Raw genomic sequence first — 13,639 nt, 5'->3', positions numbered from 1 at the left:
TTCTCCATATGGTCGGATGACTCTCGTCCCATTCCGATACCCGCGGAGGGGGCGAGGAAATCTGACGGAATCACGAACTTTTGTTCGTTGTATTTGTCACAGGGACATTCAAAGGGTTCGCAAGCAGGCGATTCATCTCCCACCTACGCCGGGCTTCGCCCGAGACGCTTAGAGGTGGGGGAATTCTCGCCAAGTTTAGTTAAACAAAACGAGCTCCATATGCGGGCGATCGAACAACTGCTCGGTCTCGACCGCAGTTGTTTGCAATCGTGGATCGTCTTCAGTGACCGTTCCACATTGAAACGAGTGGAGTCGTCGAGCGTTCCGGTGTTGAATCGAAAAGCATGGGCCAAACAAATGACGGACTCCGTTGAGTCTCGATTGTCGGCGGCCGAACGAATCAACTTATACGAACAACTTCGTCCCTATATGCACGTTAGCGATGAAGTCAAGGCAGCACACATCGATGCCATTCAACAGACAAAATCCCCCATCGGCTAATATTCCCGCCTCAGGCGACACAAAAAGTCCCGCTCACCGTGAGCGGGACTCCTTTCATTTACTCTGCATTTTGAAGCGCAAGTATAGTTCATTGTAGTAGGCGTTCATTCGCTTGCCTAAGTTTTCATACACTTCGAGCTCATCCGTCACGTCTTTCGACGGATAGAAACGTTCGTCTGACGTCACTTCTTCATCCAAGAATTCAAGTGCCGCTTCGTTCGGTGTCGAATATCCGACATAGTCGGTATTGCGGGCCGCGATTTCCGCGTCGAGCATGAAGTCGATGAACTGGTGCGCGCCTTCGACGTTTTTTGATGTGTTCGGAATGACGAGGTTGTCGAACCAGAGATTCGTCCCTTCTTCCGGGATGACATACGTCAACTCTTCGTTCTCATACATGATCTCGGAGGCGTCACCTGACCAGACGACGGCCGCGGCCGCTTCGCGATTGGCCATGAGCATCTTGATTTCATCGCCGACGATTGCTTTAATGTTCGGCCAAAGTGTCTCGAGCTTCTTCTCCGCCTCGAGCAACTCGTCTTTGTCGGTCGTGTTGAGCGAGTAACCGAGCGAGTTGAGACCGAAGCCCATCACTTCACGCGTCCCGTCTGCGAGCAAGATGTCATTCTCGAGCGGCATGTCCCATAGGTCATTCCACGACGTGATTTCGCCGTCTACGAGCTCAGGGTTGTACACGATGCCGACCGTCCCCCAGAAGTAAGGGACCGAGTACGTGTTGCCCGGGTCGAACGACTTGTCGAGAAAACGTGGGTCGATGTTATCAAAGTTGTCGAGTTTGTCATAGTCGATTGGTAGGAGCAGGTCTTCTTCAATCATTTTACTGATGGCATAGTCTGATGGTACGGCGATGTCGAACGCCGTACCGCCTTGCTCGATTTTCGTGAGCATCGCCTCGTTCGAGTCGAATGTCTGATAAATGACCTTCAAGCCCGTCTCTTCCTCGAACTCGCCAATCAAGTCTTCATCGATATAATCACCCCAGTTGTAGACGACGAGCGTGTTATCGCCGCCAAACCCTTGCGCCATATTGATTTGATACACCCAGAGCAAAAGAGCGGCACTGACGAGGACCGGCACCGTCAACATGATGACCAATTTTTTCATCGTCTTACCTCCTTCGCTTTCGCACCGCGTTGGGCAAGTACATAATACCCAAGGACGAGGATGAGTGTGAACAAGAACAAGATGGCTGACAAGGCGTTAATTTCGAGCGAGATACCTTGGCGAGCCCGTGAGTAGACTTCGACGGCAAGTGTCGTAAAGCCGTTGCCGGTCACGAAGAACGTGACGGCAAAGTCATCGAGCGAATACGTGAGCGCCGTGAAGAACCCGGCAAAGATGCCCGGTGTGATATACGGCAAGATGACTTTCGTCAACACGTCCCACGTGCTCGCGCCGAGGTCACGCGACGCATCGATGAGCGTCGGGCTCATCTCTTGCAGCTTCGGTAAGACCAAGATGACGACGATTGGCACCGAGAAAGCGATATGCGCCAATAGCACCGAGTAGAAACCGAGCTGAATCCCGAGCATCGTGAACAGGATGAGGAACGAGGCCCCGATGATGACGTCCGGACTGACGATCAACACGTTGTTGAGCGACAAGAGCGACGTCTTCGTGAAGCGTTGCCGCGCCGTATAGATGGCGAGCGCGCCGATGACGCCGAGCACGGTCGAGATCGTCGCCGACAGCAGAGCGATGACGATCGTGTTCAAGACGATGACGAGCAAGCGCGTGTCGGTAAAGAGCGACTTGTACCAGTCGAGCGTGAAGCCTTCAAAGTTACTCATCGTCCCGCCACTGTTGAACGAGTAGACGACCAAGTAGATGATTGGTGCGTAGAGGATGAAGAACACCGCCATCAAATAGAGGTTGGCTAATTTAAATTTTTTCGGTTTCATCGACGCACCGCTCCTTTCGCGCCCCAGTCACGCGTGATGACCATGACGAGGACCATCGCCAAAATCAAGAACACGGCAATCGTCGAGCCCATGCCCCAGTTCTGCGTGACGAGGAATTGTTGTTCAATCGCCGTCCCGAGCGTGATGACTCGGTTTCCGGCGATGAGTCGGGTGATCATGAACAGTGACAATGCCGGGATAAAGACGATTTGAATCCCTGACTTCACACCGTCGAGCGTGAGCGGGAAGATGACCCGGCGGAATGTCGTCCAGTTCGAGGCCCCGAGGTCACGCGACGCATAGACGAGCGACGGCGGGAGCTTTTCAATGGCGTTATAAATCGGCAAGATCATGAACGGGATGAAGATATAGACCGACACGAACACGAAACTAAAATCCGTGAACAAAATCTGTTGTGTCCCGATGCCAATCGCCTCTAAAAATTGGTTCGTGATGCCATACGTCCCGAAAATGCCGAGGAATGCATAGGCTTTAAGCAATAAGTTGATCCATGATGGCAAAATGATGAGCAAAAGCCAAAGTTGCTTATGCTTTGTCTTCGTCAATAAATAGGCGGTCGGATACCCGATCAAGAGCGAGAAGAACGTGATCAAGAACGCATACCAGAAGGAAGACAACGTCATCGTCAAATACGTCGACGTGAAGAACATCTGATAGTTCTCTAAACTCAAGTTCCCTTCGATATCAAAAAACGAGTAATAGACGACGAGCAGGAGCGGCGCGATGACGAACAGCGCGATCCATAACCAATAGGTCGTCAAATAGACCGTCTTCGCGGTTTGACTAGTTTGATTCATGAGCGACCTCCTCATAGGACTCGAGACGACGGTCGAACTCTTCCTCCGTCTCCCCTAAGCGCATGACGTGAATCGCCTCGTCATCGAACGTGAGGCCGATTTTTGAGCCGACGACCGATTTTTTCGTTGAATGGACGAGCCATTCGTTCCCTTCTTGGTCATAGCAGCAAATCTCATAGTGGACGCCGCGGAACAGTTGCGAATCGACGTCGACGACGAGTTTCGCCGAGTCGACCGACGTCATCTCCAAATCTTCCGGACGGATGATGACTTCGACTTTCTCATTATGATCAAACCCTTGGTCGACACAATCGAACGTCTTCCCGGCGAACGTGACAATGTTATCTTCTGGCATGACGCCCGGTACGATATTCGACTCTCCGATAAAATCAGCGACGAAACGGTTGATCGGCTCATCGTAAATGTCGGTCGGTGTCCCGCTTTGGACGATCTTCCCGTTATTCATGACGAAAATCTCATCCGACATGGCGAGCGCTTCTTCTTGGTCGTGCGTGACAAAGATGAACGTGATGCCGAGACGCTGTTGCAATTCACGAAGCTCATATTGCATCTCCGTCCGGAGCTTCAAATCGAGCGCCGAGAGCGGCTCATCGAGCAAGATGACTTCCGGTTCGTTGACGATGGCACGGGCGATGGCGACACGCTGGCGTTGCCCGCCTGACATCTCATCGATTTCACGTGACTCGTAACCTTTCAAGTTGACGAATTTGAGCGCTTGTTCGACTTTCGTCTTCACGTCCGCTTCTTTCATCTTTTTGATGCGCAGACCGAATGCGACGTTCTCGAACACGTTCAAGTGCGGAAAGAGCGCATAGTCTTGAAACACAGTGTTCACTTGACGTTTGTTCGCTGGGACGTCGTTAATGCGCTTCCCGTTGAACTGGATGTCGCCTTCTGTCGCATCCGTGAAACCTGCAATCAGACGCAAAATCGTCGTCTTCCCACATCCAGACGGTCCGAGCAACGTATAGAACTTCCCTCGTTCAATCTCAAAGCTAATGTTTTCCAAGACGACGGTGTCATCGTAACGCTTCGACACGTTGTCAAAGCGGATAATCGTTTCTGGGTTCATTTCGGTTCCTCCCTTATAAATATGAATGGGTCGCGACGATCAAACATTCACTCTCGCCATCACAGTCGTTGACGAGCTGATGTGAATCCGAAGCGACGTAATATAATGTTTCTCCCGCTTTGGCGAAATACGTGTGATGGCCGAGCTTCAGGGCGACCCGCCCTGACAGGACGTAGACGAACGTCTCCGATCGCGACGGCTCATATCGTTTGAACTCGCCCTGCTTCGAGAACGTTAGTAAAATGGGTTCCATCTCTTTTTCGTTCGATTCCGGGATGAGCCATTCAGTCCGATATTTCCGCTCCTCGTCGACGTAGACGGTCCGATCGTCCTCGGTATAGATCACTTTTTGATTCACATCTTCATCAAAAAATTCTTTCGGCGAACATCCGAGCACTTCCAACAAGTCGAATAGCGTCTCAAGCGAAGGTGAACTCAAATCACGCTCGATTTGAGAAATATACCCTTTACTCAAATTCGTGCGTTCGGCCAGCTCTTCTTGCGTCAAGCCTTTCTTGACGCGGAGCCGTTTGATTTTTTGACCGACGTCCAAGTCACATTCCCTCCTTTCGGCCTCGTCTCAAGTTTAGTGAAAGATGATTCCAACTAAAGAAAGTTTATAAATACTTAACTATGAAACGAACTAATAGCGACCTTTATTATAACGGATTGTGAGTTGTTTGCAAGTAAAAAAAACACGCCGATTGCAGCGTGATTTTTAATGGATGTCGCGCTTGGACATCAAGTGTTTGAACTTCTCATTTTTCGTTTGGAACAAATGGAGCTGGGGTCCGTACGCATCAATCTGTTGCACGACATATTGGAACGATTTTGCTTCTCCCGGATATGGTTCTCCGGCCCGGGCGAGTGTCGTCTCAAAGTCCTCCCACAGCACTTCGACCCACGTCAACGCCTCCACGTCGCTTAAGACATCGTTCTTCTGTTTTAAGATGTGAGCCAAGCGCTCGTATTGTTCGGTCCGGTTCATGCGTTCACCTCCGACAGCTCCGAGAGCGGAATCGCATGCTCAGCCGTCTCGCCTTCGAATGTCCCCCAACCCATGACGCCGTTCACAAACTTCAATCGGAATGGACGGTCATTATAGTTGACGATATACGTCGCCCCCGGCTTGAACGAGTTCGGATCGATCAAGTAGCTCTCGGCAATCGCGATCCGTCGCAAGACGACCTCGATCTCACTGACCATGCCCATCTGCTCGGCTTTCCGCTTCCGTTCATGGAGCGCTCGAATCTCTTGTTCGAGCTCATATTTCGATAAATCACTCAATCGTTTTTCCATTTCGCTCACCTCTCTTGTAGCGTATCAGATTTTTCGCGGAAAAGAAAAAGGCGAAACTGAATTCGCCCTTTCAGTTCGCCTTGAAGTTATACAGCGGTTTAATGACTTGATCAATCGTGACGGCCGGCTCGATATAACGGACAATTTCTTTCATCGATTTATAGACGAACGGTGACTCGTCAACCGTCGACGGTCGGACCGAACTCGACCAGACACCTGCCATCGACTTTTTAAATTCGTTGAAGTCGACACGTTTTCGCGCGGCCGAGCGTGACATGACCCGACCGGCGCCATGTGGACCCGAGTAGTTCCAATCCGGGTTGCCTTTCCCGGTACAGATGAGCGAGCCGTCGCGCATGTTCATCGGGATGATGACCCGCTCCCCGTTCCGCGCCGAGATGGCCCCTTTCCGAAGCATCATCGCGTCGTGATCGATATAATTGTGGACCGTATCGAATTGGTCGACGACGTTCCAGTTCATCGCCTCAACGATAACGTCGGTCATGACGAGACGGTTGGCGGCCGCATATTGCTGTGCGATGCGCACGTCGTGCATGTAGTCTTCCATCGCTTCCCCTTCGACGTAGGCGAGGTCGCGGAAACGTTTCCGTGCCTCGCGCTCCGTCTCGAGATAGGCCGAGATGTCTTGCTGCCGCCCCGTTGCCTTCATCCGTTCAATCTCGTCTCGAATGTCGATCGTCTTCATCATGTGCTCGACCGCCAACTGTTGATAATGGTCAGCGATTTGGACACCGAGGTGGCGTGAGCCGGAGTGGATGACGAGAAACGTGCGTCCGGCTTCGTCGCGGTTCACTTCGATGAAATGATTGCCCGAACCGAGCGTGCCGACCGAGCGGAGGGCCCGGTCGAGCTTATACGGCGCCCGCACATCCTCGAGTGGGAGCTCAGACGCGTAAGAGTGTGCTGTATCCCGGATGTTCATCCCGCTCGGTACAAATTGGCGGATGACGTCGTCGAGCCGTTGAAAGTCGATGCGCTTTACCTTGATTTCCGTACAGAGCATGCCACACCCAAGGTCGACGCCGACGAGGTTCGGCACGACCTTGTCGTGAATCGTCATCGTCGTCCCGACGACCGATCCTTTGCCGGCATGCATGTCCGGCATGATTCGAATCGAGGCGCCTCGCGTAAACGGTTGATCGACGAGTGTTTGGATTTGGGCCCGCGTCGTATCGTCAATCCGTTCATTGAACACTTTGGCCCGGTTATGCTTTCCGATAATCTCCATAAGACCTCCTCAACTGATGGCTTGTTGTTTACTTTGCAACTCATGCATCCGGGCGTAGACCCCGCCATCAGCGATGAGTGATTGATGGTTGCCTCGCTCGATGATGTGACCGTGATCGAGGACGAGGATTTGGTCCGCTTCCCGTATCGTCGAGAGACGGTGCGCGATGACGAACGTCGTCCGCCCGTATGTGAGCGTCTTGAGCGCGTCTTGGATGAGCGCTTCTGTCTCCGAATCGACACTTGCCGTCGCCTCATCTAAGACAAGGATGGCTGGGTCGAAGACGAGGGCACGGGCGAAACTGATCAACTGGCGCTCTCCGCTCGAGAGCGAGGCGCCGCGTTCGATGACCGGCTCGTCTATTCCGTGTGGCAACTGTTTGACGAATCGATCGGCTCCGACCGCCGTCAACGCTTGCCAAATTCGCTCGTCCGAGATCGTCTCGTCACCGAGCGTCACGTTCGTTCGAATCGAGCCCGTGAACAAGAACGGGTCTTGGAGCACGATACCGAGATGGGCGCGGACGGCTTGCGTCGGCAGTTTCGTCACGTCCATGCCATCGATGTTGAGCGTTCCTTCTGACGGGTCATAAAAACGCATGAGCAGGTTCATGATCGAACTCTTGCCGCTGCCCGTATGACCGACGAGCGCCACCGTCTCACCCGGTTCCGCATGGATATCGATGTGTTGAAGCACCGGTTTCCCGGCCTCATAGCTGAACGACACGTCCTCGAAGGCGACCTCGCCTTTAAAGCGTGCAATCCGTTCCGTGGACACGTCTTCCCCTTTCTCGTCGAGCAACTGGAACATCCGGTCTGCCGAGACGAGCGCTTGTTGGAGCGGGGACAGTTGGTTCATGATTTGTGTGACCGGCTCAAAGATCCGTGACACGTAATCGATATAGGCGTATAAAATCCCGAGCGTGAGCACGCTGCCCGTTCCAAGCGTCTGCGCACCGACGACCCAGATGAGTAAGGCGAGCGCCATGTTGCGGAAGAAGTTGACCAAGTTGTGCGACATGAGCGCATCCAGTTTGAGCAGTTTCCGTCTCGTTTGGAAGTTGTCGCTGTTTTTCTCGTTGAACTCGTCATAGACGAGATCTTCTTTGACGTACGACTGAATGATCGGCATCGTCTGGATGCTCTCATTCAATTGGGCGTTCATATCCGCGACGAGGGTACGGACACGGAAGTTGTTTCGGGTCGACAGGCGTTGGAACAGCTTAATCCAGACGATGACGACCGGGATGATGATGAGCGAGACGAGACCGAGGCGCACGTCCAAGAAGAACATGGCGATCAGGACACCAATCATCATGACGACGCTTTGGAAGACGCGTGCGAGCACGCCCAAATATAGGTCGCGAATCGTCTCAGTGTCATTCGTGACGCGGCTGACGATTTTCCCGATCGGTGTCTGGTCAAAGTAGCGGACCGGAATCGTCTGCAAATGTCGCATGACGTCGAGTCGCATCGTTTTGACAATCTTATGGGCCGATCGTTGGAGGAGCATCTGTTGCCCCCAGTTCAAACCTGCCGCGATAAGAAGTAAGACGACGTACAAGGCAGATAACATAAGCACGGCCCGAAGATCCGTCTCATAAAACTGGAAGACGTCGGTCGAGGAGAGCGGCACGATATTGTCGTACGTCGCTGATTCCTCGCTCCGTGTGATGGTGAGGACGCCGTCTTCGACTTCACGTACTCCACCACTCATGACAGCGTCTGGGACGAGATAGTATCCGTCCGTCGTCTGAACGATTGAGACGGGACGGACGACGGTCTCCCCGTCGAGACGTGTCTCTTTTTCATAGGAGTTGCCGTCAAAGTCGACACTCCCGCCTGACTCGACTTGAACCCAATCGCGCTCGATGGCGACGATATGGTCGTCAATGATAATTTTGGCGATATACGGTCCGGCTAGTTCGGCCCCGACCGCTAAAAATAGTAAGGTCAAACCGAGGAAAATCGAGCGTCTCACTTGTTTGGCATAGCCGACGAGTGAACGGATCGTTTTTTTCCTGCGGGCTGGATCTAATTCATATTGATCGATCATGAGAGATTCCCCCTTTCCCGGATTACTCCGACTCTCCTTGTCGAACGTATTGTTCATAATACCAACCGCGTCGTTCCATCAGTTGGTCATGTGTGCCCCGCTCTGTGACGCGACCGTCTTGCAGCACAAGAATCTGATCGGCATGGGCGACAGCGGACAGGCGGTGCGCGACGATGAACGTCGTCTGTTCGGCGCGGCTCGTCCGGACCGAATCGATGATGCGTGCTTCCGTCTTGGCGTCGACCGCTGAAAGCGAATCGTCGAGCAAGAGGATCTCTGGGTCTTTCAAGAGCGCGCGGGCAATCGAGAGCCGTTGTTTCTGACCACCCGAGAGCATGACCCCTTGTTCCCCGACGACCGTGTCGAGACCGTTCTCTAAATGCTCGATATCGGTATCGAACGCCGCAAGTCGAATCGCCGTCTCGAGGTCTTGTTCCGTCGCATCATTTGAGCCGAACAAGATATTGTCACGGACCGTTTTCGAGAACAGCAAATGTTCTTGCGAGACGTAACCGCTCCAACCGCGCACGGTATCGAGTTTGATGTCGTGAATCGGGACCCCGTTGACGAGTAGCGAGTCATCGATCGGATACTCGCGGAGCATTTGACGCAATAGCGTCGTCTTCCCGGCCCCGGTCGGTCCGACGATGCCGATCGTCTCGCCACGCGACACGTGCAAGACGATGTCTTCAAGCGATGCTCGGGTCGATCCTGGATATTGGAACGATAGTGATTTGAACGTGATTTTCTCCGGGACGCCGACTTCGACCGTGCCGGTCGAGACGACGTCCGGTGTCTCGTTCATCGTCGCCTCGATTCGTTCAAGGCTGGCCGTCCCCCGTTGCACGACGTTGATCAGTTCCCCGAACGCGTACATCGGCCAAATGAGCATCCCGAGATAGATGTTGAACGAGACGAGCTGTCCGAGTGTGATGTCGTTCGTGAACACGAGATACGTTCCGAACGACAAACCGATCAAATAGCTCAAGCCGACGAGCAGTTTAATGACCGGTTCGAACAAGACGTCGATTTTCGCGACGTGCATGTTTTTCGCCATCACGTCGTCGGTGATCGTGTCGAATTTCTTCGTGTCCGCCTCTTCTTGGACGAACGAACGGACGACCCGAAGGCCTGAAATCGATTCGACGACTTGGTCGTTCATCACGCCGAACGCGTCCTGTGCCGCTGTGAAGCGAGCATGGATTTGGCGTCCGAGCTTATTCATCGACCAGGCGAGAAGCGGCATCGGCAAGAGTGCGGCGAGCGTCAACTTCCAATCGATGAACACGCCCATGATTGTGAGGGCGATGAGCGTCATATTGAACGAGTCGACGAGCGTCATGACGCCGAACCCGGCCGTCCGTTCCACCGCCTTCAAATCGTTCGTCGCGAGCGCCATCAAATCCCCGGTGCGGTGCTGTTGATAGAAGCGCGGTGTCTGCCGGAGCAAGTGGCCGAAGAAACGGGCCCGCAATTTTTTCTCGAGCAGGAACGCCGTCCCAAACAGACGGGCGATCCATACATACGAAAGGACGTATGATAAAACCATGATACTGAGCAATGATCCGACGATCATGACGAGACGTTCCGTCGTCAAGCTCCCTTCGCGGATGGCATCGATCGCCTGCCCGATAATCCATGGCGGCAGCATATCGACGACGCCGGTGATGATGAGCAGGATGATGGCGACGATATACGTCCGCTTCTGTCTTTTAATAAACCAATCTAGTTGTTTAATCAGTTTCATGACTGATTCCCCCTTCCGTCCTTTCCGCGCACGCAAAAAAAAGCGCACGTCACCTGATTGTGCAACCAATCGGATGAAGTACGCTTCTGAGTCTTCAGTCTTTTGCATGGTCAGGGAAAGGACACTACCCCTATCCAGCTGCCAAATTACGCAGTCAAATACGAGTAGCCATATGATGTTGTGTGTGTGCGTTGTAGTGTTGGAATGTACTTCATCATGCTGGCTCCTCTCTGTTCATAGTTTGAAAATCTACTAAAACCTTAGCAGACTGTTCAGAAAATTGTCAATATTATTGTCGTAAATAATTTGTAACTTTTTTACAAGAAGAAAGTGGCGAGCATCAAGCCAACAAGGCCAGTCGCCGTCACGTAGTAAATCATCGGCATGAGCGTATAGCGAATGATCGTTCCTTCTTTCCCAAGAAGACCTGCGACCGAGGCGACCGCGACGACGTTCAACACACAAATCATGTTACCTGCGTTGGCCCCTGCCATCTGCATCGATAACGCGAGCGTCTCGTTCAAACCAACGGATTCAGCAACATTCGTCGTCAAACTTGAGAACATCATGTTCGAGAACGTGGCCGATCCGGAAACGAAGGCGCCGAGCGCCCCAATCCATGGTGCGACGAGCGGCCAGACACCGCCGAACGTATCGGCTGCAGCCGTGGCAAGTTCGACCGGCATCGAAGCCAGGCCAGCTCCACCATTTTCTGAGTGAATGAAGATTCGAACCATCGGCACTGACGCAGCGAGCGTGATGGCCGTCCCGACGACACCGAGCGTCGTCGCTTTAAACACCGAAGTCACTTGTGACCAGCTCATGTTGTGGAGGAAGAATGTCGCAATCATCGTCAAGATGAACATGAACCCTGGCGAATAGAACGGTTCCCACGACGTCGAGATCCCTTCGACCCCGATGATGTTTGGCAAGTCAATGCGGACGCTACGTGCCAATTCATTCAAGAATGGCACGGTCCGTGTCAACACGAGGAAAATCGTCAAAATCAAATATGGCGCCCACGCCTTCCACTGCGGAAGTTCACGTTTGCCTTTACCGACAGACGGCTTCTCAAGCGGCTGCTCGATCTCATCGGCATAACCGTCGAACGTCCACACCCGTTTTGGCATGAGGATCCCTTTGCGTGCCATTGCGACGAGGATGACGAGACCCGTCAACCCGCCGAGCATGCCCCCGAATTCAAATCCGAGGATGAGTGTCCAAATGTAGGCCGGGATACTGTAAACGAGTGCCGCGATAATGGCAATCGGGAACACTTCGAGCGCCGGCTTGATTGACTTCTCTTTACTGAAGAATCGGGTCAGCATCAAAATCAAGATAAACGGAATCAACAAACCGACGAACATGTCGATGAGTACCGTCTGTAAGACGACGCTTGTCAAAAACTCGATCGTTTCCGGTTGATTGACGTCAAGCGACAGCCCGTTCCCAATTCCGATTAAAGCTGGTGTGCCGACCGCACCGAACGTGACCGCCGAGACGTCGGCCGATAAAGCGATGACGACCGCTGCAATCGGCGGGAAGCCGAGGGCGATCAACAGTGGCGCCGCAACCGTAGCTGGTGTCCCGAAGCCCGAAGCACCTTCGATGAATGAGACGAACAACCAGCCGACGATGAGCACTTGAATCCGGGGGTCCGGTGTGATGTTAACGAATCCAGAGCGAATCGCGTTCATACCGCCGCCCTCTTTCATCGTATTCATCATTCCAATCGCACCGTACACAATCCAGACCGTCGTGACGGCGATCACGAGTCCTTGTAACGTCGCCGCCATAATCCGTGTCGCATCGAGTTGCCAGACGAAGAACGCCAGTCCTGCCGTCAAAACGAGCGAGAGTGGCATCGCGACCGACGCCGGTAAACGCATAATGACCAATAATACGAGCACTGCCACAATCGGCATGAGTGCTGTAATCCATTCAAAAATCGTCAATGTAGACCCACCTTTTCAGATTTTTCCCCTACCGTAAATGAATCTCCCGTTATGACTCTTGTTCAGCGAGTCGATCTAAAGCCCGATCAATCACCTCATATGGAAAACCTTTGCGTCGAAGCTGCATCTTCATCCGCTGTTTCCGCTCATATGGGGCATATCCACTGAACTTCCGATTTAATTTTTCCGCCTGTGTCAAACAAGCCGAAAGTTCAACGTCCTCATCCTCGTTCTCCCAAAACGTGAGAATCGCCTCTGAAATGATATCAAACGTAAATCCCCTTTGCATTAGGGTTTGTTGAATTCTTTGTTGCACTTCTGTGGCAGAACGGCGATTTGTTTCCATTTGTTTCCTATTTACGAACTTTCCGGCCTTTTCAAGCTGGTCTTCGTGCGAAATTGCGCCGATGACTTCTTCAATGATGTCAGCGTCGATTCGGAGCTGGGTGAGTTCTCGTTTGATTTTGATCGGTCCGCTCGGACTCGTATTGAACTTCGTCTGGGTATAGGCTTTGGCAAATTCAGCATCGTTCAAGTAGCGCTGTTCGATCAATCGCTCGATGACGCGTTTGATGGCTGCCTCATCTATCTCTTTCTTCACGAGGTAGTCACGCACCTCTGAAACGGCACGCATTCGGTACGATAAATAATTGACGGCCGCTTTATATGCTTTTTGTTCTTCTTCGGCTTGAAGGACGTCACGGACGAAGTCGTCTTCGAGCTCCATCCCTTTCGTCAATTCATATTTGATGAAGACGTCGAGGTCGATGGCGAACGCAAACTCCTCACGCCCGTCCTTCTCGACGTACACGTTGAGCCGGTCTTTATTTTTCTTTTGGGTCGTAAACTTGGCAATTTTCACGAAATCCCTCCATTTCCTGCTTCTAACATATCACATTCCCCTTTCGAGCAGGATTTTTGATAAGTTAGAAGAAAGGGTATTCACAATACGAACGGTCCGCTTTCTTTATGGAACCCATACCCGTTTTGAAATCGCTTC

General features: G+C 52.5%; 13 protein-coding genes. 1 reads left to right on the top strand and 12 read right to left on the bottom strand.

Going from position 1 to position 13,639, the window contains the following annotated elements; genetic code table 11:
• Positions 1-174 precede the first annotated feature (174 nt).
• On the top strand, positions 175-501 hold the full coding sequence (locus KNP02_RS09790) for a hypothetical protein (protein ID WP_157964161.1): 327 nt from the start codon (positions 175-177) through the stop codon (positions 499-501).
• Positions 502-555: 54 nt separating this feature from the next.
• Here KNP02_RS09790 and KNP02_RS09785 read toward each other — a convergent pair whose 3' ends face one another.
• From KNP02_RS09785 to recX, 12 genes are all read right to left on the bottom strand, one after another.
• A complete protein-coding gene (locus KNP02_RS09785; protein ID WP_214708799.1) occupies positions 556-1,626 on the bottom strand; it encodes an ABC transporter substrate-binding protein in 1,071 nt (356 codons plus the stop codon).
• On the bottom strand, positions 1,623-2,423 hold the full coding sequence (locus tag KNP02_RS09780) for an ABC transporter permease (RefSeq protein WP_214708797.1): 801 nt from the start codon (positions 2,421-2,423) through the stop codon (positions 1,623-1,625). Before KNP02_RS09780 ends, KNP02_RS09785 begins: the two co-directional genes overlap by 4 nt.
• Positions 2,420-3,241 (bottom strand): ABC transporter permease, encoded by an 822-nt coding sequence (locus tag KNP02_RS09775; RefSeq protein WP_034780994.1) that lies wholly within the window; start codon positions 3,239-3,241, stop codon positions 2,420-2,422. The genes KNP02_RS09780 and KNP02_RS09775 overlap by 4 nt, the downstream gene beginning before the upstream one ends.
• Positions 3,228-4,334, bottom strand: a complete 1,107-nt coding sequence (locus KNP02_RS09770) for an ABC transporter ATP-binding protein (RefSeq protein WP_214708795.1) — start codon at positions 4,332-4,334, stop codon at positions 3,228-3,230. The genes KNP02_RS09775 and KNP02_RS09770 overlap by 14 nt, the downstream gene beginning before the upstream one ends.
• Positions 4,335-4,347: 13 nt before the next feature.
• Positions 4,348-4,887, bottom strand: coding sequence for a helix-turn-helix domain-containing protein (locus tag KNP02_RS09765; protein ID WP_214708793.1), 540 nt, complete (start codon positions 4,885-4,887; stop codon positions 4,348-4,350).
• Positions 4,888-5,052: 165 nt separating this feature from the next.
• Positions 5,053-5,322, bottom strand: a complete 270-nt coding sequence (locus KNP02_RS09760) for a YfhJ family protein (RefSeq protein WP_131437825.1) — start codon at positions 5,320-5,322, stop codon at positions 5,053-5,055.
• On the bottom strand, positions 5,319-5,633 hold the full coding sequence (locus KNP02_RS09755) for a YfhH family protein (RefSeq protein ID WP_138859914.1): 315 nt from the start codon (positions 5,631-5,633) through the stop codon (positions 5,319-5,321). The genes KNP02_RS09760 and KNP02_RS09755 overlap by 4 nt, the downstream gene beginning before the upstream one ends.
• Before the next feature lie 70 nt (positions 5,634-5,703).
• Entirely contained in the window at positions 5,704-6,882 is a 1,179-nt protein-coding gene (locus KNP02_RS09750; RefSeq protein ID WP_214708791.1) for an RtcB family protein, read from the bottom strand.
• Between the two features lie 9 nt (positions 6,883-6,891).
• Positions 6,892-8,937 (bottom strand): ABC transporter ATP-binding protein, encoded by a 2,046-nt coding sequence (locus tag KNP02_RS09745; protein ID WP_214708789.1) that lies wholly within the window; start codon positions 8,935-8,937, stop codon positions 6,892-6,894.
• 22 nt (positions 8,938-8,959) lie between these two features.
• Positions 8,960-10,684, bottom strand: a complete 1,725-nt coding sequence (locus KNP02_RS09740) for an ABC transporter ATP-binding protein (protein WP_034781002.1) — start codon at positions 10,682-10,684, stop codon at positions 8,960-8,962.
• Positions 10,685-11,001: 317 nt separating this feature from the next.
• Complete coding sequence (locus KNP02_RS09735; RefSeq protein ID WP_052090274.1) at positions 11,002-12,639, bottom strand: L-lactate permease; 1,638 nt, start codon at positions 12,637-12,639, stop codon at positions 11,002-11,004.
• 49 nt (positions 12,640-12,688) lie between these two features.
• On the bottom strand, positions 12,689-13,501 hold the full coding sequence (gene recX / locus KNP02_RS09730; RefSeq protein ID WP_214708787.1) for a recombination regulator RecX: 813 nt from the start codon (positions 13,499-13,501) through the stop codon (positions 12,689-12,691).
• Positions 13,502-13,639: the final 138 nt, after the last annotated feature.

The sequence above is a fragment of the Exiguobacterium sp. s40 genome, from assembly GCF_018617905.1.
GTDB classification, from domain to species: domain Bacteria; phylum Bacillota; class Bacilli; order Exiguobacteriales; family Exiguobacteriaceae; genus Exiguobacterium; species Exiguobacterium mexicanum_A.
Note: the sequence above shows the minus strand (reverse complement) of the source record. Positions and strands in the feature narration are given on the sequence as shown.

What these genes read in the sequence shown, in the direction of transcription:
- KNP02_RS09760 (WP_131437825.1), bottom strand. Translation starts at nt 5,322, where the DNA reads ATGAACCGGACCGAACAATACGAGCGCTTGGCTCACATCTTAAAACAG.
- KNP02_RS09775 (WP_034780994.1), bottom strand. Translation starts at nt 3,241, where the DNA reads ATGAATCAAACTAGTCAAACCGCGAAGACGGTCTATTTGACGACCTAT.
- KNP02_RS09770 (WP_214708795.1), bottom strand. Translation starts at nt 4,334, where the DNA reads ATGAACCCAGAAACGATTATCCGCTTTGACAACGTGTCGAAGCGTTAC.
- KNP02_RS09780 (WP_214708797.1), bottom strand. Translation starts at nt 2,423, where the DNA reads ATGAAACCGAAAAAATTTAAATTAGCCAACCTCTATTTGATGGCGGTG.
- KNP02_RS09750 (WP_214708791.1), bottom strand. Translation starts at nt 6,882, where the DNA reads ATGGAGATTATCGGAAAGCATAACCGGGCCAAAGTGTTCAATGAACGG.
- KNP02_RS09785 (WP_214708799.1), bottom strand. Translation starts at nt 1,626, where the DNA reads ATGAAAAAATTGGTCATCATGTTGACGGTGCCGGTCCTCGTCAGTGCC.
- KNP02_RS09740 (WP_034781002.1), bottom strand. Translation starts at nt 10,684, where the DNA reads ATGAAACTGATTAAACAACTAGATTGGTTTATTAAAAGACAGAAGCGG.
- KNP02_RS09745 (WP_214708789.1), bottom strand. Translation starts at nt 8,937, where the DNA reads ATGATCGATCAATATGAATTAGATCCAGCCCGCAGGAAAAAAACGATC.
- KNP02_RS09755 (WP_138859914.1), bottom strand. Translation starts at nt 5,633, where the DNA reads ATGGAAAAACGATTGAGTGATTTATCGAAATATGAGCTCGAACAAGAG.